We start from the raw sequence: 19,167 nt of genomic DNA on the forward strand, positions 1-19,167 counted from the left end.
GTTCCAAGAATCAGATCTTGAATTAGTTCCAGGAATCGACCGTAACGAACCGGATCTCTGGTTGATTTTTATAATGCTGAAGAATCAGGGATGTGGCCTCGACGCTGGGCAGACGCGGCTGGCCAAGACCTGCCTGTCCGCCGTCGTGTAGCACGATATTGGATGAGCGATTTTGTCGCTGGTTGCGGAGAATTCCGCTTAGGGTGCGGTCTGCGATTTCTCGAGCGCTGATGGGCTTCCAGTCGCCGGGGAGGAGGTTCCACTGGACGGGGGTGAGGCCTAGCTCGTGCGCGATGCGAAAGACCGCGGGACGGCGTGCACCGTGGGGGGCGCGGAAGTAGCGGACGGGAGCGCCGAGAGTGTCTTCGATTGTGGCGTTGCAGTGGGTGAGTTCTTCGCGGATGCGTGCGGTGGATTGCCACGCTAGCCACGGGTGGGTCATGGTGTGGTTGCCGATGAGGTGTCCGGCGGCTGCGATGGCGCGAGCGATGGCGGGGCGTTGCTGAACGTAGCGGCCGATGAGGAAGAAGGTGGCACGGGTGTTGTTGCGGGCGAGGACTTCGAGGAGACGTTCGGTGGCGACGTCGTTGGGGCCGTCGTCGTAGGTGAGAGCTATTTCGTTGGGGTTTTGGGGGGCGATGAGAAGTTTGCCGAAGAGCTGGGACTGCGCGGAGAGGGCGGCGTAGGTGAGGGTTCCTGCGGCGGCGGTCGCAGCGAGGAGCGCGGCAGCGGTGTATTGTGTCTGTGTCATGCCAAGGCTCACTGGCTCCATTATAGGGAGGCCGCAACCTTTGACTGGTGTGAGTTTGCGTGGGGACAGCACTGGTTTGACTTTGTATCTTGCGGAAATGGCTTGCTTTATAGGCTTCGGATGCCTACTATTCCCGAATCAATTCAACCCTTGGGGAATACTCGTTCCCGGGCACGCAGGCTGATGGGCCAATCATGCCTTCAGGTCCGTCCTGCAGCGGATCTATCGCGCGGAAAACCGCCGATGGCTTCGCCCTGCTTACTCCGTCGCTTCTCTCACGTTCGAATCAAGGAGAAAGACTGTTATGAATCTGCCAATTGGTTGCAAATGTATTGTGCTCCCTCTGTTGCTTGTTGGTTTCGTAAGCAGCGTGACTCTCACGGTCTCGGCGCAGGATAAGACGATTGCGAGTCAAAAGATATTGACGATTCAGCGCGAGTTCACCAAGCCAGGCAAGGAAGGTGCGGCCCATGAAAAGAGCGAGGCTGCGTTTGCACAGGCGATGGCTGGGGCGAAGGCTACGGACTACTACTATGCGTTGTCCTCTCTTTCGGGTCGGCCGAGGGTACTGTTTCTAAGCGCCTATCCGAGCTTTGCGGACATTGAAGCCGAGCGCAAGAAGGTGAATGGCAATGCGTCGCTTTCGGCGGAGCTTGATCGCGCGAATGAAGCCGATGGCGATCTGCTGGCGGAGACGAACTCCAGCATGTGGGTGCGAAGGGACGATCTTAGTTTGAACCAGGGATTTCGGGTGGGGGCTCGGTATGAGGAGCTGACGCAGTTCGTGGTTCGCCCGGGCCACACTGGTGAGTGGGATGAGTTGGTGAAACTGGTGATCGCCGCGTACAAGAAGGGTGTTCCGGATGCTCACTGGGGAACCTACGAGCTGGTTTATGGCGGGGGCGGCACGTACCTGGTGATTACGACGCTAAGGTCCGGAGAGGAGATCGACGCTGACTTTGCCAAGGATCCGAAGTTCATCGAGGCATTAGGACCAGATGGGTTGAAGAAGCTGGAGGCGTTGGAGGCTTCGTGCGTCGTGTCGAGAGAGTCCAATCTGTTCCGGATCGCACCGAAGATGAGTTATCCGCCACCGGCGTTGGTGCAGGCTGAGCCGGACTTCTGGACCCCGAAGCCTTAGTTGTTTGGGGTATGGATGCTTAAAGCAAAAGCCCTGCGCTGGTTGGCGCAGGGCTTTTGCTTTGGTGCGGGTTGAGGTTAGTAGAGGATCTTCAGGCCGAATTGAAAGATGCGCGGCTCGAAGGTGCTTGTGATCTGACCGCCGGTAGTGGGGTTGTTGAGGACTGCCGGTGAGGTCGCGGTAGCTGGAGTGCTGAGGTTTCCACCAAGACCGCTGCCGGGAATGTAGAAGTTGGTGTGGTTGAAGAGGTTGTAAGACTCGGCACGGAACTGTACTCGAAGGCTCTCGATTGGAGTGGTGAAGGTCTTATTGAGGGCGACGTCGGTCTGGTAGAAGGCTGGCGAACGGCCGGGGTTTCTGGAGGCGTTGCCGAAGGGGCTGACGAGGTTTCCGCTGCCATCCTTTGTCTCGGGCAGGGTGTAGGCGGCGAGGTTGATGTATTGAATGAAGCCGTTGCTCAGCTTGGTTTTATTGATGGCTTTCTGACCGGCGACGACATTGGGACGATACTCGTTGGCTCCGCGATAGGTTGCGGGGATCTGAGGGGAGACGGCGTTGGCGGAGTTGGGAGAGTAGCCGACGTTGAAGACGGTGCCGGCCTGCATGGTGTTGATGGCGCTGATCTGCCAGCCGCCGAGGACGGTGTCGGTGAAGCCGTTGGCGGTGTTCATGAAGTGGCGACCGCGTCCGAAGGGAAGATCGTAGACGAGGCTGGTGACGTTGCTGATGGGCAGATTGTAGTCAGACTGCGCGTAGTCGGCCTTGATGTTGTTGGCGTCCTGCGGCGAGGGGCTGTTGCCTTCGAGTGAGGCGCTGGCGTTGTCGAGCGAGTGCGACCAGGTGAAGGAGTTGAGGAGGGTGAGACCGGCGACGAAGCGCTGCTCGTAACGAACCTGAAGGGCGTCGTAGTGCGAGTAGAACTCGTTGAGGGCTTCGGTGATGTCGCTGGGCCAGTTGCCGTAGGGGCGGGCGAATCCGTTGGCGGGATTTTTTTGGTTGCCGTTGAGGAAGCCCTGGAGCTTGCTGCCGTGGTTGCCGACGTAGGCGATGTCGAGGAGCGTGTTCTTGGCGAGCTCTTGCTGCACGCTGAGGAAGTAGCTCTGGACGTAGCTGTCGCGGGTGTCCTTGGGGACGTAGGTGATGTTGTCGGTGGCCTTGTTGAAGGTGGTGGCGATGCCGGTGGGGAAGCCCTGGTCGGCGGTGACGTAGCAGCTTGCAGCGGCTCCGCCTGTGGGGCAGTGGTTGGTGGTGCTTGGCGTCTTCTGGGTGACGGAGACGAACTGGGCTTGCGGGGCGTTGATGGCGAGGATGTCGCCTGAGCCTGCGCGGGTGTAGTGGACGTAGCTGGTGCCGTAGCCGCCGCGAATGGAGGTGCGCGGAGTGGCTGCGTAGGCAAAGCCGAGTCGTGGGGCGAAGTCGTTGAGGTCAGGGTTGACGAGGGTGTTGCCGTAGACGCCGCTGCCGGAGGTTGGAGTGATGCCGTTGCCTGCGACTGCGCCAGGGGTGAGGGTGAGGACGGTCTGGGTGGTGGGGTCGAAGTTCGAGATGAAGTTGTGCTGCTCAGAGTAGGGCGATCCGTACTCCCAGCGGAGACCGAGGTTGAGGGTCAGCTTGGGATCGACCTTCCAGTCGTCCTGTGCGTAGGTGCTTTGCAGGGTCTGGCGGAGGTGGGCGACGAAGAGGTTGGCGACAGAGTAGTTGTTGGTGGTGCCGAAGAGGAAGTCGGCCCAGTAGTTGTCGGCGACGGCGCCGCTGATGTTGGGGCAGTTGGGGTTGGTCGCGGTCTTGACGCCGGCGACGGTGGTGCTGGGGCAGAGGCTGAAGCCGCCAGAGTAGCTGAAGGAGCCGTAGAGGGGGTTGTTGTCGTTGACGGCCATCCAGATGTGCTCGTACTCATAGCCGAACTTGAGAGAGTGGTGGCCCTTGATCCAGGTGAAGTTGACCTTGGGATCGAGCAGGGACGGGTTCTGCCATTGGGGATTGGTGCTTTGACGGCCAAAGGCGGTGAAGCCGCCACCGAGGCTGGTGGAGGGTAGGCCGCCGGCGACGACTGGGTCGGATGGGAGGCCGGGGATGGAGATGGCGTTATCGCCGATGGAGGGCGAGAACTTGCCCGCCTTGGTTTTGGAGAGGCCGATGCGCGCATCGATGACCTTGTTGGCGCCGATTAGGTGCGTGTATCCGAGGGCTACCTGCTGGTCGAGGACGCGGATGGTGCCGTTGGTCTGGCCGTCGAGAGGAAGCGGGAAGATGGGAGCGTTGAAGCCGGTCTCCTTGCGATCGCTGACGCGGAGGAACCAGGAGCTGGTGGGGTTTTGTTGGTAGTCGAGACGGAGGTCGCCCTTGTCGGAGTTGTCGGTGAAGGGGACCTGGGTGGCGTAGTTGTCCTGGGCGAGGCCGCTGGATGCGAGGCCGGTGCCGGTGGTGGGAATCTGCTTGAAGAAGCCGATGATCTGTTGCGAGACGGGGTTGATGGCGGAGGTGGGGATGGCAGTGCCGGCGGGATAGACCTGGCCGGTGAGTGGATTCTGCACCGCTACGACGAGCTTGCCGTTGAGTTCGTTGGTGGTCGGGACGGTGTTGACGCTGAGTGGCTTGAGAACCTGGCGGAAGCCTTCGTAATCTACGAAGTAGAAGAGCTTGTCCTTGACGATGGGACCGCCGAAGTTGACGCCGAACTGGTTGCGGTTGAAGGTCGGCTTCTGGAAGGGGACGACGTTTCCGCTGCTGCCGACGAGGGTGGGCTTGAAGTAGCCGGCGGCGTTGAGGTCAGTGTTGCGGATGAACTCGTAGACAGTGGCGTGGAAGCGATTGGTTCCGCTGTTGGAGGCGACGTTGATGGTGGCGCCGGAGGAGCGGCCGTACTCTGCGCTCTCGTTGTTGGTGACGATCTGGAACTGGGCTACGGAGTCGGGCGGGATGGCGATGATCTGGTTGTCGAAGCCCTGGTTGCTCTCGCCGTAGGCGTTGTTGTCCATGCCGTCGAGGAGGAAGTTGTTGAAGACGCTTCGCTGGCCGTTGATGTTGTAGGCTCCGGCGCGGACGAGCGAGCTGATGGAGCTGGTGGTGGCGGCTGTGGGCGCCTGGCGGGAGCCGGTGACGAGGCCGAGGAGGTCAGAGTAGTTGCGGGAGACGAGCGGGAAGGCCTCGCTCTGGTATTGCGTGATGGTCTGGCCGCGCTGGCTGGTCTCGGTTTCGATCTGGAGGGCGACGTCGGAGACTTCAACGGTGGTCTGGGTGGAGCCTACCTGGAGGGAGAGGTCGATGCGCTCGCGTACTCCGACGGAGACGGTGATGTTTTTTGCGACTGCGTCTGAGAAGCCGGGAGCGCTGGCAGAGATGGTGTAGACACCGACGCGGAGGGAGGGGACTTCGTAGTCGCCTGAGCTGTTGGAGGTGGCTTTTGCGGTGATGGAGGTCGCGTTATTGGTGATAGAAACGGATGCGCCTGAGACGCCGGCTCCGGTTGCATCATGGATGGTTCCTACGAGGCTGCCGTTTTCATACTGGGCGTACAGATGGGAGCACAGGAAGAAAATACAGAAGGCCACCGCAAGGTTGGATGCAGAACAAAATCTTTTTTTTCGCATAGCCCTAAGTTTTAGGGGTGCTGATTAACGTGCTGTAAATCGAGTGTGAACAGGGGGTTAGGAATGACGCCGGTACCCTGGAAATCAACTTATTGCGGAAAAGATTTTATTGGATGGAACGGCCTTCATGGAGCCATGAAGGCGAAGCTCAGGCGGGGATATCGAATCCTAGATGCCGCATCATCTCATCGGTTACTTCGTAGTCCTGATCGGGGTCGGGCATGACGTCTCTGCCAGTGTCGGACTTTCCGAAGGAGTGAAGGTAGAGGCCGGCCTTGAGGAAGGCTCCCTGGAGTTTTACCTTGTCGGCGTAGGTGACTCGCAGAGGGCTGGCTTCGTGGGTGATGTCGCCGACGCGCTCGTACTGCATGATGAGTCCGCCGGGGTGGGTCGGGTCGGGGTGGATCTTGAATCGTACCTGGTAAGTGTTCATTGTTAGGTCTCTGCTGGTTCGATGCGGAGTCGTAGGTGATTGCTGCTGGGGTGGTGTTATTTCTTTGCGTGGGCTTTGAGCAGGGTGAGGACCTCTTCGGCGTGGCCTTCGGGTTTTACCTCTTCGAAGATGTGGATGAGGCGCTGGTCAGGGCCGATCAGGTATGTGGTGCGCTTGACGCCTTTGACTAGCTTGCCGTACATGTTTTTCGGCTTGACGAGGTCGTAGCGGTTGATGAGCTCCATGTCGGGGTCGGCTAGGAGGTCGTAGGGGAGGTCGTATTTGTCTTTGAACTTCTTCTGGTCTTTGACGGTGTCGCGGGAGATGCCGAGGACGACGATGCCTTGCTTCTGGAATTTTTCGAAGGCGTCGCGGAAGCCGCACGATTCGATGGTGCAGCCTGGAGTGTCGGCGCGAGGGTAGAAGAAGAGGACTACGGGCTTGCCTTTGAAGTCGGTTAGGGAGACTTCTTTGCCGTCTTGGTTTTGGAGGGTGAAGTTTTCTACTTTGTCGTTGATCTGCACCGTGATTCCTCTTCGCGTTTCAGGAGATGTTCTTCGTGTTGGTTTTATCTTAGAAGATTTCCTGGCGGCACGAGGATTTGCGTGGAGACGATGGGTTTCTTTCTCTGCTATTAAAGTGCTGGGCTAGCCTTCGCTCAGAGGGTTAGGGTGCATCTTTGCGCTTGCCTCGTTTGAGCCACCATGCATCGATGGCTTGTTGGCGGGAAGAGCCGGGATTGTCGCGGAAGAAGTCTCGGAAGTGCTGGTTGTATTCGAGCTGTTGGGGGATGCGAGTTTTCTTTGTGCCGGGGCGCACGCTTGTCTGGTAGCAGATGGCTGCGTCAGCGAGCGTTTTACCGGGTTTGGTGTGAATGAAGTCGCGCGTAGGGGCGTTGAAGTGGAAGCCGGGGCCCAGGTTCTGTTTGAAGAAGGCTCCAAGGGAGGGATTGCAGCGCCAGCCTTCTCCGATGATCGTGTCCATGGTGAAGTGGGCAGGCATGCGAGTCGAGCTTCGTTGCGGAGAGGGATGCCTGACTGGACTCTTTCCGCTTAGATAATCAGTGATTCTGGACTGCAGTTGGAGCTTTGAGCCCGAGGTAGAGATCTGATGCTCGCGGCAGAAGGCGACTAGTTCCTCTTTGAGCCAGTACCAGGATGCGAAGTCGTGCGCGGTGAGGCTGGCGGAGAGAAATGGGCGCTTCGTCACTTCACTAAACAATCTTTCCGTCCGGTGTCTGTAACACCGGCGATCAACCATTTGCCATCCTTGTGGACGAGATTGAATAGGTCGGTTCCGCAGTGGTCCACTTTGCCGTCAACTAGAAACTCGAAGGGGGCCCATACGACTGCGAGGTCGTTGTCGATGCGTATGAGGGGATCGTGGATGCGTTCTTCTATCTTGGTGGTGCCGGGTTTTCCTACGCGGTTTGCGAAGTCCTCGAATGTCATCTGGGTCGGCTTGCCGTCTCGCATGAGGACCATTGTGCCGCCGGGGAGTGTTGGTTCCTTGATGGCTGCTGCGTCGCGCTTTGCCATGCCGTCGAACATCGCTGTAACGGGGGCTAGGACTGCCTGCTCTTCTGGTGTAGTGGCGTGTAGTGGGGCAGTCAGGAATGCGGCCGCAATTGCTGCTGAGATAGACAAAACCAAACGTATCCTCGGTGTCTTCATGGCTCCCGATTCTAAACCTTGGGTTGGAGGTCGGCTGGTTTGGCTTGAAATAGAAGACCGTACAAACGGTTGAAGGAATACAGGGATCCTTCACTGCGTTCAGGATGACGACTTGCAGATGATGAAGTTGCTTTAGCTCTCTGTTGATGTCAAGAACGTGAGGGTTTTTTCTAGGGAGGCGGAGTCTTCTACATGGGAGGTTTTTTGGGTGCGGTCGATTTGGCGCATGAGGCCAGAGAGGACTTTGCCGGGGCCTACTTCGATGAAGTGGGTTGCGCCCTGGGCGATGAGGAGCTGGATGCACTCGACCCAGCGGACGGAGCCGGTGACCTGGCGGATGAGGCAGTCGGGTACTTCGGCGCGGCGATGGAGGAGGCGGGCGTCGACGTTGGCGGCGATGGGGAAGGCCGGGTCGTGGAAGCTGACGGCTTCGAGGGTGGTGGCGAGGGCGTCCTGCGCGGGCTGCATGAGGGCGCAGTGGAAGGGTGCGCTGACGTGGAGCATCACGGTGCGCTTGGCCCCGGCAGCTTTGCAGAGGTCGGCGGCGAGATGAACGGCTCCTTCGGCTCCGGAGATGACGGTCTGGTCGGGGGAGTTGAGGTTGGCGGGGGAGACCACGGCCAGAGCTGCGTTGAAGGTTTTGGCGTCGGGCATGGTGGGGAGCGGGGTGAGCTGGTCGGTGACCTGGGAACAGACCTCGGAGATGAGGATCGAGGAGAGGCCCAGAATGGCGGCCATGGCACCTTCTCCTGCGGGGACGGCTTGCTGCATGAATTGGCCGCGGGAGCGGACGGTGCGGACGGCTTCGGCGAAGGAGAAGGTGCCGGCGGCGACGTGGGCGGAGTACTCGCCGAGGGAGTGGCCGGCGGCGAAGGCGGGGGTGATGCCTTTCTCTGCGAGGATGCGGGCGGCGGCGACCGAGACGGTGAGGATGGCGGGTTGGGTGTGCTCGGTGAGTTTGAGCTGGTCTTCAGGGCCCTCGAAGATGAGCTTCGAGAGAGGGAAGCCGAGGGCTTCGTCGGCTTCGTCGAAGATGGCGCGGGCGGTGGGGAAGTTGTCGTAGAGATCGCGGCCCATGCCTACGGATTGCGAGCCTTGGCCGGGGAAGAGGAACGCTATTTTCATGTCGAGGTCGATGATAAATCAGGGAGCGGTCCTGCCGGACGGGCCCACTACGCGTGGGGCGGCCACTTCGTGGCGTGTGTATCTTTTCTGGGTTGATTCGCTGCGGTTGTCCTCCCGTTGGTCGGAATCAGAAGCCGAAGCAACGCGAGGCCCGGTGCATTTTGTCGCGCCCACATAGGTACAAAAGTCACGAAGTGACCGCTCCACGCGCAGTGGGCCGTCCGCAGGACTTATCTTTCCGATTTTGGGAGAAGCAGCTAGATGCCGAGGCCTGCGTCCACGTCCTGCTCGTCGCCGGAGTGAGCGTAGAAGTCGTAGGGGGTGCGGCGGTTGAACTTGTAGCGCTGGCGGAGTTCGCGGCCAACGAAGAGGCCAAGAGCAACGGCGCCCAGGCCTGCGGAGATCCAGCCGACTGTCTTGATGAGAGTGGTCTCCTGATCCTCTTCCCCGTTGTTTCCGTTGCGTTCGAGGCTGGGGAATGGGAGGGCGGCGGTGGTGGGGATCTCCTCGGTTGTGGTGTCTTCAGTCCGAGGTTTGGAACGGAACATCATGCTTTGGATTTTAGCGCAGGTTCGAAGAAGGTTGGGAGAATCGAAGCTGGAGAGGTACTCCTTCAGTGGCATTGAACAGTTGGACGCAATGCGGCAGATAAGGTTGCCGTGGATGAGGTTAGGGTTCGATGAAAGGAACGATCCTAGGTAACGTCGACCTGGTGGAAGCCGAGGCTGTAGAGGAGAGTGGTGACGGTGGCGCGGGCGTTTTTGCGGGCGGTGTCCAGGATGCCGTCGGCGAGCGCGGATGCCTGGAGCTGCTGTTCTGCTTTGGCGCGAGTGTCGGATTCGAGGTTCTGGTCGACGGGAACGAGGAGGCCGGTGGAGCGGGCGTAGACGCGGGTGTGCTGGTTGTCGAGCGTGGTGATGAAGAGCTGCGAGGCGGGCAGGGTGACGTGGATGGACTGGCCGTTGTTGTCGACGCGGACGTCTTCGGGCTTGAGTTGCGAGAGATCGATGCCGGCGATGGATTGGCCGTGGACTACGAGGAGGAGACGGTCGCCGGCGAGGAGGTCGGGCAGGACGGCGCTGGATTTCGAGCCTTCGACGACGGTGTCGATGGAGTAGACGACTGTTTCGAGGCGGTTGAGGCGTTGGATGCGCTGGACGACTGCGGGGACCGACGTGTCGAAGGCGGTGGTTCGGCCTGTGATCGCGGTGGCGACTCGGGCCAGGACGCCGGAGGTTGCGTGGCGGATGAAGAGGGCCAACGCAGCGGCTCCTAGGATGAGCGAGAGCAGGACGACGAAGAACGTTCCGGAGGATCTGCGACCTGGGCCGTATGAGCCGTATTGGGTAGTCATTGTTGTTTGGATGCTACTACTTCGCGGAGAGGCTGGGAGGTGAGTCCCAGCCTCTGTTTGCAATTGTTCCTGATTCAGGAAGAAGGAATGTTTTCGCGGTTAGGGTTTCAGGTAGGTTTCGAAGTGCCAGAGGATGCGGTTGAAGAGCTCGTCGCGTGCGGTGGGGCCTGCGATGGAGTGGGTTTTGCGCGGGAAGAGCTGGAGGTCGTAGGGGATTCCGGCGTCGATGAGGGGTTGTATGAATTGAATGGTGTTGGCCATGTGGACGTTGTCGTCGCCGGTGCCCTGCGCGATGAGGATTCGGCCTTTTAGTTTGGCGGCGTCGGTGATGGGCGAGTCTACCGCGTAGATGTTGTTCGGGTCTGGCGTCGAGTTTGGGGAGGGGAGGCCGAGGTAGCGTTCGGTGTAGATGGAGTCGTAGTTGCGCCAGTCGGTGACGGGGGCCACGGCTACGCCTGCGAGGATGCGGTCGGTGTGGGTCATGGCGTAGAGGGTGAAGTAGCCGCCCCAGCTCCACCCCCACCAGCCGATGCGTTTGGAGTCGAGCTGCGGATATTGGGTGAGGACCTGATCGAGCGCTGCCATCTGATCGGAGAACTGGACGGGGCCGAAGTTGCGGTAGGCGGCTTGCTGGAAGTCGCGTCCACGACCGCCGCTGCCGCGGGTGTCGATGTCGAGGACTGCGAAGCCGTGTTGGGCGAGGATCTCGTTGAAGATCTGGGATCCGCTCCATGAGTTGCGGATGCTGCTGACCGGGGTGGGTCCGTTGTACGGGTTGAGGATTAGGGGGACTGTTGCCGGGGTGGTTGAGGATGGCGTGGTGAGGCGGCCGTAGAGTTTGGTCTTTCCGTCGGCGGCGGTGACGGTGACGATGGAGCTGGTGACGCCGGTTGCGCGGGCGATGGGTTTGGACTTCCAGATGGGAGTGCAGGTTTGGCTGATGGTGCAGAGGCTGAGGACCGGGGGCGTTGTGGCGTCGCTGTAGTAGTCGGTGAAATGAACGCCGTCGGGCGAGGTGCTGGTGCCGTGGGTGCCCCGGCCGGTTGTGAGCTGCTGCTTCGCGGTGCCGTCAAGTTTGATGGACCAGAGATTGTCTTCGAGCGGGGAGCCTTCATTGGAGGCGTAGAAGACGGTGTTGGATTTGGCGTCGATGCTGTCTACGGTCTCGACTTCGTAGTCGCCCTGGGTTAGCTGGCGGGTGAGTGTGGCGTCGGCGGCGAGGGGATGATGCTCGTCAAAGCTGTAGAGGTAGAGGTGGGCGTGGCCGTCGCGCCAGCTACTGATGACGAAGCGTCCGCCGGGGAGGATGTTGAGGTCCGTGCTGAAGTCGAGGTATTTGGAGTCGGTGTCGGTGTAGACGAGACGGGTTTTGCCGGATTTGGTGTCGGCGAAGTAGAGGTTGAGGTGCTGCTGGTCGCGAGTGAGGACTTCGATGTAGACAGTGTTGGCGTCGACCCAGCCGAAGCGGGGGATGTAATCGTTATTGGGGCTGAAGGGGACTTCGATGAATTTGGTCTTGCCGCCTTTGGTGGAGACGATGCCGACGCGGACGGCGGGATTAGGGTCGCCGGGTTGCGGGTAGCGCTGGTTGTCGATGGTGGCGTGGGTGGGGATCCAGTCGGTGATGGGGTACTGGGGGACCTTGGCCTCGTTCATCTGGAGGTAGGCGATGGATTTGGAGTCAGGCGACCAGAAGTAGTTGCTGCGGACGTCGAGCTCTTCGAGATAGACCCAGTCGACTTCTCCATTGAGGAGAGTGTCGGTGGTGTCGTGGGTGAGGGCTGTCTCTTTGCCGGTGGCGGATACGGGGTGGATGTAGAGGTTGTGGTCGTGAAGGTAGGAGACGTTGGCGGCGTCGGGGGAAAATTTGGGATCGTCGCCGGAGCCCTCGTGGGTGTCGACGATGAGGGTGCCGGTGCCGGCGGCGATGTCGTAGAGCCAGAGGTGGCCACCGTTGTCGATGAGGAGATGTTTGGAGTCGGCGGCCCAGATGTAGGCGGACATGCCGTAGCGGGAGCGGTGGTCGGCGTCTTTCTCGTTGACGGCTGCGGACGTGAGTTTGCTGAGCTGCTCGGCTGTGGCGAGGACGCTGACGCGGCCGGTAGCGGCGTCGATCTGGACGATGTCGCCGGCTTTACCGGGAGTGGTGGCTTCGGGCTCGTCGACGATGAAGGTGAGGAGCTTGCCGTCGGGGCTCCAGTCGATGCCGTGGGGGGCGCGGCCGGTGAGATTTTTGTTCGCGTCGGGGATGGTGCGGATACCTGGGTCGGTCGCGGCTGGGGTTTGGGCGAGAGTCGTGACGGCGGAGAGATAGAGCAGAAGGGCGGAACGCAGGAAGCGAGGCATGTGATTGGCTTGAGTTTACAGGCAGTGGTCGTCGCGTCAAAGATGCCTTGTTAACGCTGCCTTTGCGCTCAGTCTCGTTCCGCCGGCCTGAGCCTGAAGATCAATTGGTCGTATTCAGTCTGGAGCGCTTTGACACGCTTTTCGATCAGTGGAAAATAGTCGTTCGGATACGGCTCCCCGTGACTCACGGGATCGTCCTTAAGACCCGCTTCCCGTAGCATCTCATAGACCTTTACATGTCTTACGTAACGTAACGAGGCCTCAACAATGGCCGTATCGCCTGCCAGATGCAGGTGGTCTTCAATCACCGCAAGGGCGTCTCTGTGATTTCGTAGAATTCCGGCTAACTCAATCTGGACACTAAGTCTGCTTTGAGGACTGTCTGGATCCTCGTCTCTGTCTCTGAGTCGATCCCACAGTAAGTTTTCCTTTTGCAGATGAAGATACGTCGGCCAATAGAACTTTGACAGCTGCTCTTCAAGGAAGTGGACGCGTTTATCAAGCAGGAATTTGTGTGTGTCATCTCTGCGACGAAGGTATGAATCGACAATGCCCTTGCTTGCGATACCTGCCAAAAACGTAATGCCGCCCCACATAACGGACCCAAGCGAACCGAAAGCGAGAGTTGTCATCATTGTCCGGTCTATGGGAGTTCCTGGTGAAGGTAGGCCACAGGTCAGCCAGCACGTCGTTCAACCGAAGTATTGAATTGTCCCAATACGCCTGTATACGACAGATGCTGGAACATCGTTCGACAATGCTACTCTGGCGCCCAACAAATGGCGAGGCAGCGCCGTAATGGTCGCCTACGTTAGCGTCAATGGGAATCGGAACGAAGTTACGTCGCTGGCGACTACAGAGTTTCCATGCTGGAGGATCTGGAGACCTCGTGCTGCATGGCGAGGCGGTTCTGGTAGCTTGCGGCGATGAAGTCGCGGAAGAGCGGGTGCGGCTCGAGTGGCTTGGATTTGAACTCGGGGTGGAACTGGCAGCCCAGGAAGAAGGGGTGCGTGGGGATCTCCACGATCTCGACGTAGGTTGCGTCAGGCGTGGTGCCGGTGAGGCGGAGGCCGGCGCCGGTGAGGATGGCTTCGTATTCGCGGTTGAACTCGTAACGGTGGCGGTGGCGTTCGCTGATCTCGGTCTTGCCGTAGGCGTGGGCGGCTAGGGAGTCGGGCTCCATGACGCAGTCCCATGCTCCGAGGCGCATGGTGCCGCCCATCTCTTCGACGCCAGTGAGTTCGCGGAGTTTGTAGATGATGCGGTAAGGGGTGGCTGGGTCGAACTCGCCGGAGTTGGCGTCCTTGAGGCCGCAGACGTTGCGGGCGTATTCGATGCAGGCGGTCTGCATGCCGAGGCAGATGCCGAAGTAGGGAACTGCCTCTTCGCGGGCGTAGCGAATGGCGTTGAGCATGCCTTCGATACCGCGCTTGCCGAAGCCGCCGGGGACGAGGATGCCGTCGAAGTTCCGAAGCTGTTCGGCGTAATCGGGGACTTCGAGGCCTTCGGCTTCGAGCCAGGTGACGCGAAGTTTGAGGTTGTGGGCCAGGGCGCCGTGGACGAGAGCTTCTTTCAGGGACTTGTAGGAGTCTTCGTACTCGACGTATTTGCCTACGATGCCGATGGAGACTTCGTCTTTGGGGTTGTAGGCGCGACGAACGATGTCCTGCCAGCGGGAGAGGTCGGGGGCTTTGGTTTCGATGCGAAGGTATTTGAGTGCGAGGGTGTCTACGCCTTCGGCGGCGAAGGTGAGGGGGACCTCGTAGATGCTGGGGACGTCGCGGGCGGCGATTACGGCGGCCTCTTCGACGTTGCAGAAGAGGGCGATTTTGTTGCGCATCTCGCGTGGGACGGCGCGGTCGGAGCGGCAAAGGAGGATGTCGGGCTGGATACCGATGGAGAGCATCTCCTTGACGGAGTGCTGGGTGGGCTTGGTTTTGAGCTCCTGTGCGGCGGCGATCCAGGGGATAAGGGTGACGTGGACGAAGCAGGTGTTTTCGCGACCGAGGTCCTGGCGCATCTGGCGGATGGCTTCGAGGAAGGGAAGCGATTCGATGTCGCCTACTGTGCCGCCGATTTCGACGATGGCTACTTCGCAGTCCGCCGCGACTTTGCGCATGGCGTTTTTGATCTCGTTGGTGACGTGGGGGATGACCTGGACGGTCTTGCCGAGATAGTCGCCGCGGCGCTCTTTGGTGATGATCTGCTCGTAGATGCGGCCGGTGGTGAGGTTGTTGTCGCGCGTGAGCTTGGCGTGGGTGAAGCGCTCGTAGTGGCCGAGGTCGAGGTCGGTCTCGGCGCCGTCGTCGGTGACGAAGACCTCGCCGTGCTGGAAGGGCGACATGGTGCCGGGATCGACGTTGAGATAGGGGTCAAACTTCATGAGATTGACCTTGATGCCACGGGCCTCGAGCAGGCAGCCAATCGAGGCTGCGGCGAGACCCTTGCCGAGCGAAGACACGACTCCGCCAGTTACGAAGATGTACTTTGCAGACATGTCCGCGACCTCTTTAGATGTATTTGAAATTTGTGCAGGATGGGCACGGTTAAGTATCGCAGGGTCCGGGCCGGGAAGCAATGGGTTGACTTTTCGGAAGGAAGTCAGGTTGGGTCATCAGATTTTTTGAGATCTGACGACTTGAATCTTGACTGTTGCAGGGTTTTCTTCAGGGATGAGGATCGTGCGGGATGCCACGGGAGATTTTCTTAATCAGGAATTCCTGGAGGAGGGAGGAGGCTGCGCCGGAGGCTGTATCGATCAGCGCGTTGGAAATCGTCAGCCCTGCTCCGTTGCGATCGCTGGAGGGGTAGTAGAGGTTTGAAATGCCGGCTGAGGCGAAGTTGCCGAGGATGAATGAGTAGTTCGGTTGCCAATGGCCGTTGTCACCTTTGCAGATGAAGGCGGTCGACATGGCGTAGAGGGCGCGGGAGCGAATGGTTCCGGTGCCTTTGTAGAAGTAGCGCGGGTCCTGATGAAGGATCGACGGAAGGATCGCGTTGCCGATCATGCTGCCGATGAAGCCGTCGCCGTAGGAGGCCGCGTATCGCTTGAAGTAGCCGGATGCGCCCTGACCGTAGCCGCTGAAGCTGTTTTGCGATTGCTCGATGCCCGCGATGATGGCGGGGATGGCGAAGGAGACGGGATCGTATGCGTCTCTCAACGCCAAGCGGAACTTCTGGCCGGAACTGAGAGGGACGGCATTCCAGGTATAGGAGACGTAGAAGTTGGGGAAGACTCCGAGTACGCGCTGTTTCTCCTGGAGCGACACCTGCTCCTCTGCGATGTCGTGCCGCGTGAAGTTTACGTCGACGTTTGTCGTGGCGGAGGAGACTTGCAGGGTGACCGTCGGCAGCTCATAATGCTGGCCTTTCAGAAGTACGAGGGCGGAGGAGACCCAGCTGGCAAAGCCGGGCGATATGACTTCCAGTTTGAAGGTGCCGGCGTTGACTGCAGTGAAGTTGAAGGTGCCCGCTGAATCGGTTGCGATCGTGCGCTGAGGCCGGGAGTCAAGAAATTGGATGGAGACGAGGGCGCCTTCGACCTGGGCTCCGCTGGGGTCGAGTACCGTGCCGCTGATGGTCCCGGTGATTTGCTGGTCGGGCGGCATGAAGCTGGAAGACTGTGGTCCCGGTGCGTCGGGCAGTTCGATGTCGACGGGTTCCAATGTTGCGACCTGCTGGGTTGTGCCTAGTGACGTCGGTGTGATCGGATTGGCGTCGGATGGAGCGGGAAGCGTCTGCGCGTGTGCATACGTACTGAGCATTGAGCACAGTAGGAGGGTCAGGAGAAAAGGGCCCGGATTTCGCAAACCATCCATATCGGCTACGTTTCTAATTGTAGATGTTCATGCAGGGAGCCTCATGGGAAGCACGATGTGAGGAGCCGATTGCGCCGACGTGTTGAATCTTGGCTTATTGATTGTGAATTCCACAATCACCCATTGGTCCGATCAAGGGATCATCTTCGACGGATCGTCTCGAAGAGGGCTTCAGCATTTGATTCAACTGAGCTCGTTTAGTTTGTAGGGTTTTTGTCGTTGCGGTCTGATTCCTGGTTATTTTCAAGAGGGCTGGAGCGTGTTGATGTCTTTTGATTCGAGAACAGGGCGCGGGAAGCCGTGTTTGACGACCAGGAGCATAGCGCGGCCGATCTGCTCTGTGGTGCCTATCTGGGTGGGAAAGATCTTCTTCACGAGGGGGAGAATTGGTTTTATGGCTGAGTAGAAGATTCGGTACGACGTTGTTTTTGAGACGATGCCGTGAAGCGGCTGTATGAATCCAGGCCGGAACATGTAGGCCGCTTTGAAGGGGAGTTTGAGGATATCGTTTTCTGTTTTGCCCTTGACGCGAGCCCACATGCTGCGGCCGTGCTCGGTGCTGTCGGTTCCGGCTCCGGAGACGTAGATAAATGTCATGGAGGGGTTAAGCTTTGCGAGGGTGGTTGCAGCGGCGAGGGTAAGGTCGTGTGTGACGTGAGTGTATTGGGCTTCGGACATACCGGCGGAGGTGACGCCGATGCAGAAGAAACAGGCGTCGAAGCCGGTGAGATCGGTCTGGATGCCGGAGTAGTCGAAGAGATCGCTGTGAACGAGTTCTCGCAGCTTGGCGTCGTGCTGGCCGGTTGGATTGCGGACGATGGAGAGAACCTGCGTTACCTCGTGATCGAGAAGGCATTCGCGCAGAGCGGCCTGGCCGACCATGCCGGTTGCGCCGAAGAGAATTACGTTCATCCGTTTGCCCTCAGTTGAAACGTCGCGCAAGTGTTGGTCCGGCATGGCTCGCCGTGATATTGCTCGACGAGCCATGCTGATTTCATGCTACAGCCAGATTGAGAGAGGTGTAACCGATTTACTCGCGCGATTGCAGGACAGGGGACGGCGGATTGAGGATGTTCGGCTTTGTGGGGCCGAGTTCGACGATTGATACGCGGCCGTCGGTGAGAAGCTCATCTCCGGTCGCGTTGGCGGTCTTCTTCGGGGCGTGTGGCCGGTCGACGAGGGCGTAGGAGGTTGCCGTGCCTTTGTAGAGGAGATCGGTCTCAATCCATTCGCGCTCGCGATCGATGTGTGGGTCGATGCGATGAGACCATTTGGTGCCTTTTTTTTCGGTTGAGATTGCGATATCGTGTGTGGCGGCCCCGATCCAGACCTCGTGGCCCTGGTAGGTTTCAGGCAGCTTCCAGATACGAATGTGATGGCGCTTGGCGAAGGTGTCGAGAGATTTCTGGAAGATGAGATCGGGCGGTTTGCCATCGATCATGAGAAGAGAGACAGGAGCACTGGTATAGCCGCTGCCGCGAATGGTCGCCTGAACGGATTTCAACGCAGAGCCCATGCTGAGGGAGTCTGCTTCGAACCAACCGGCTTCCTGGAACGCTGCCATGAGCTGTTGTTGTGAGCCGATGAATATGAGGTTGGTCAGGTCGGAGGGTTTGTTGTCTTTGGTGTGGACGCGGAGAGGTGCCGCTGCAGCGATTGCTTTCAGCTTTTCATCGACGGGCAACACAGGCCAGCCTGACCATGTGTCACGAGTCTTCAACATGGACGGTCGCACGATCTGAATTTGCAGGTCTGTTCCTGCTGGAAAAAGGATCTCGCGGCGAATGGACAGACCGTAGACGGCGGAGACACCTTTGATGGTGTACCCCGCGATTGGATTGGACATGCCGAGAGCTGCGAGGGCGACGGAAGCCTTGGTGGATGCGTGAGGCTGGACGATGCCGAGGATTTCATTGTTTCGGACGGTCTCGCGAGCATTGTCCACATCGATGACGCGAGCGTAGAGCGGCGAGCGCGTGCCGTCGGCATGAATGATGTTGGAGAAGTCGAGCACCAGGCGTGGGCGCGAGTATTTGTCCGGCGCCTTCTGGGCAAAGAGGATGGTTGCCTGTACTTTCGTGCCGGGTGCAAGTACCAGCTCATCTTTAGGGCAGGTGATGTTTTCTCCGCTCTTGCAGAGGGGATAGGTGACGGTGGCTTCGACGGGGTCGCCGGTGCGTGAGTGTTCGCTATAGACGGGGCCGTTGAGGCGGATACTGAGGGTTTGGCCTGGGGCGAGGTCGGCTTTTCTTGATTGTGCGACGCTGGCCGCAATGGTATGCGGCATGTCTCCGTTTTCCTGGTTGAAGAAGTGAAAGAATGCTGTGAGAAACCCGCTGGTCGCGCCGTTTTCGATCAGGAGGGTCTGGATCTCGAAGTTGGGAGAGTAGAGGAGGTAGTCGAGAGCGGTGTCGTTGTAGATGTCTTCGTGGTTGATATCGACGCCGCGTTGAATGAGTTGGTCTGCGATTCCCTCGTATGCGACGATGACCTTTGGCTTGGTGCTGTAGCTGGAGCCGAAGATGGTCCAATGAAGTGCGGTGCGGCCGTACTGGTCGGTGGCCTTTACGTCGGCCCCGTCCGCGATTAGTTTCTTGGCTTCGGTGAGCCGGTCGAGGATGGGTTGCTCTTTGGTCTCCCGGGTGGCCTGGTAGAGCTTTTGAATCAGCGGCGAAGTGTGCGATACATCGAGAGTGACGGCAGCGGTGTCGAGCTCGTCGTCTGGTGTGTCCTGAGTGTCTGCGTCGTCGGGGGCTTCACCTGGGGCCGTCGACTGTTGGCTGTCTTTGGCTGACGCTGCAGATTTGGTTTGCGCGGCTGCTTGAGGTCCGGCCGAAGATACTGCCGAAGCCAGGAAGGCTCCGAGGACTAGGATCACTACTCTCGATGCGGTTGGCATGAGTGACATCACCTCTGATTTTTTAAGGGCCGGCCTG

Annotated in this window: 16 protein-coding genes; 1 reads left to right on the top strand and 15 read right to left on the bottom strand. The window is 59.3% G+C overall.

What is annotated here, in order from left to right:
- Positions 1-22: 22 nt before the first annotated feature.
- A complete protein-coding gene (locus RBB77_RS05110) occupies positions 23-751 on the bottom strand; it encodes a polysaccharide deacetylase family protein (RefSeq protein ID WP_353065222.1) in 729 nt (242 codons plus the stop codon).
- Positions 752-1,055: 304 nt separating this feature from the next.
- Between RBB77_RS05110 and RBB77_RS05115 the strand changes: the two genes are divergently transcribed.
- Positions 1,056-1,892 carry a hypothetical protein gene (locus tag RBB77_RS05115; protein WP_353065224.1) on the top strand — a complete coding sequence of 279 codons (837 nt, stop codon included), beginning with the start codon at positions 1,056-1,058 and terminating at the stop codon, positions 1,890-1,892.
- Positions 1,893-1,969: 77 nt separating this feature from the next.
- Here RBB77_RS05115 and RBB77_RS05120 read toward each other — a convergent pair whose 3' ends face one another.
- The 14 genes from RBB77_RS05120 to RBB77_RS05185 all read right to left on the bottom strand — a co-directional run bounded on the left by RBB77_RS05120 (position 1,970) and on the right by RBB77_RS05185 (position 19,130).
- Positions 1,970-5,482 (bottom strand): TonB-dependent receptor, encoded by a 3,513-nt coding sequence (locus RBB77_RS05120; RefSeq protein ID WP_353065226.1) that lies wholly within the window; start codon positions 5,480-5,482, stop codon positions 1,970-1,972.
- 148 nt (positions 5,483-5,630) lie between these two features.
- Positions 5,631-5,915, bottom strand: a complete 285-nt coding sequence (locus RBB77_RS05125; protein ID WP_353065228.1) for a hypothetical protein — start codon at positions 5,913-5,915, stop codon at positions 5,631-5,633.
- 56 nt (positions 5,916-5,971) lie between these two features.
- Entirely contained in the window at positions 5,972-6,439 is a 468-nt protein-coding gene (gene bcp, locus RBB77_RS05130) for a thioredoxin-dependent thiol peroxidase (protein WP_353065230.1), read from the bottom strand.
- A 142-nt stretch (positions 6,440-6,581) separates the two neighbouring features.
- Positions 6,582-7,124 carry a DUF6434 domain-containing protein gene (locus tag RBB77_RS05135; protein WP_353065232.1) on the bottom strand — a complete coding sequence of 181 codons (543 nt, stop codon included), beginning with the start codon at positions 7,122-7,124 and terminating at the stop codon, positions 6,582-6,584.
- Entirely contained in the window at positions 7,121-7,561 is a 441-nt protein-coding gene (locus RBB77_RS05140) for a nuclear transport factor 2 family protein (RefSeq protein WP_353065234.1), read from the bottom strand. Before RBB77_RS05140 ends, RBB77_RS05135 begins: the two co-directional genes overlap by 4 nt.
- Positions 7,562-7,720: 159 nt before the next feature.
- Positions 7,721-8,713, bottom strand: coding sequence for an ACP S-malonyltransferase (gene fabD, locus RBB77_RS05145; protein ID WP_353065236.1), 993 nt, complete (start codon positions 8,711-8,713; stop codon positions 7,721-7,723).
- 257 nt (positions 8,714-8,970) lie between these two features.
- On the bottom strand, positions 8,971-9,264 hold the full coding sequence (locus RBB77_RS05150; protein WP_353065238.1) for a hypothetical protein: 294 nt from the start codon (positions 9,262-9,264) through the stop codon (positions 8,971-8,973).
- Positions 9,265-9,407: 143 nt separating this feature from the next.
- The gene (locus tag RBB77_RS05155) at positions 9,408-10,067 is read right to left on the bottom strand and encodes a DUF4230 domain-containing protein (RefSeq protein WP_353065240.1); all 660 of its coding nucleotides are present in this window, start codon (positions 10,065-10,067) and stop codon (positions 9,408-9,410) included.
- Positions 10,068-10,166: 99 nt separating this feature from the next.
- Positions 10,167-12,413, bottom strand: a complete 2,247-nt coding sequence (locus RBB77_RS05160; RefSeq protein WP_353065242.1) for a DPP IV N-terminal domain-containing protein — start codon at positions 12,411-12,413, stop codon at positions 10,167-10,169.
- A 68-nt stretch (positions 12,414-12,481) separates the two neighbouring features.
- Entirely contained in the window at positions 12,482-13,048 is a 567-nt protein-coding gene (locus RBB77_RS05165) for a hypothetical protein (protein WP_353065244.1), read from the bottom strand.
- A gap of 218 nt (positions 13,049-13,266) precedes the next feature.
- Positions 13,267-14,910: a CTP synthase gene (locus tag RBB77_RS05170; protein ID WP_353065246.1), complete on the bottom strand. Its 1,644-nt coding sequence runs from the start codon at positions 14,908-14,910 to the stop codon at positions 13,267-13,269.
- A gap of 169 nt (positions 14,911-15,079) precedes the next feature.
- Positions 15,080-16,177: a carboxypeptidase-like regulatory domain-containing protein gene (locus RBB77_RS05175; RefSeq protein WP_353065248.1), complete on the bottom strand. Its 1,098-nt coding sequence runs from the start codon at positions 16,175-16,177 to the stop codon at positions 15,080-15,082.
- 297 nt (positions 16,178-16,474) lie between these two features.
- A complete protein-coding gene (locus RBB77_RS05180; protein WP_353065250.1) occupies positions 16,475-17,143 on the bottom strand; it encodes an NAD(P)H-binding protein in 669 nt (222 codons plus the stop codon).
- 118 nt (positions 17,144-17,261) lie between these two features.
- The gene (locus RBB77_RS05185; RefSeq protein WP_353065251.1) at positions 17,262-19,130 is read right to left on the bottom strand and encodes an LssY C-terminal domain-containing protein; all 1,869 of its coding nucleotides are present in this window, start codon (positions 19,128-19,130) and stop codon (positions 17,262-17,264) included.
- Between the last annotated feature and the right edge of the window lie 37 nt (positions 19,131-19,167).

Origin of the sequence: Tunturibacter psychrotolerans (assembly GCF_040359615.1) — a bacterium.
GTDB classification, from domain to species: Bacteria; Acidobacteriota; Terriglobia; order Terriglobales; family Acidobacteriaceae; genus Edaphobacter; species Edaphobacter psychrotolerans.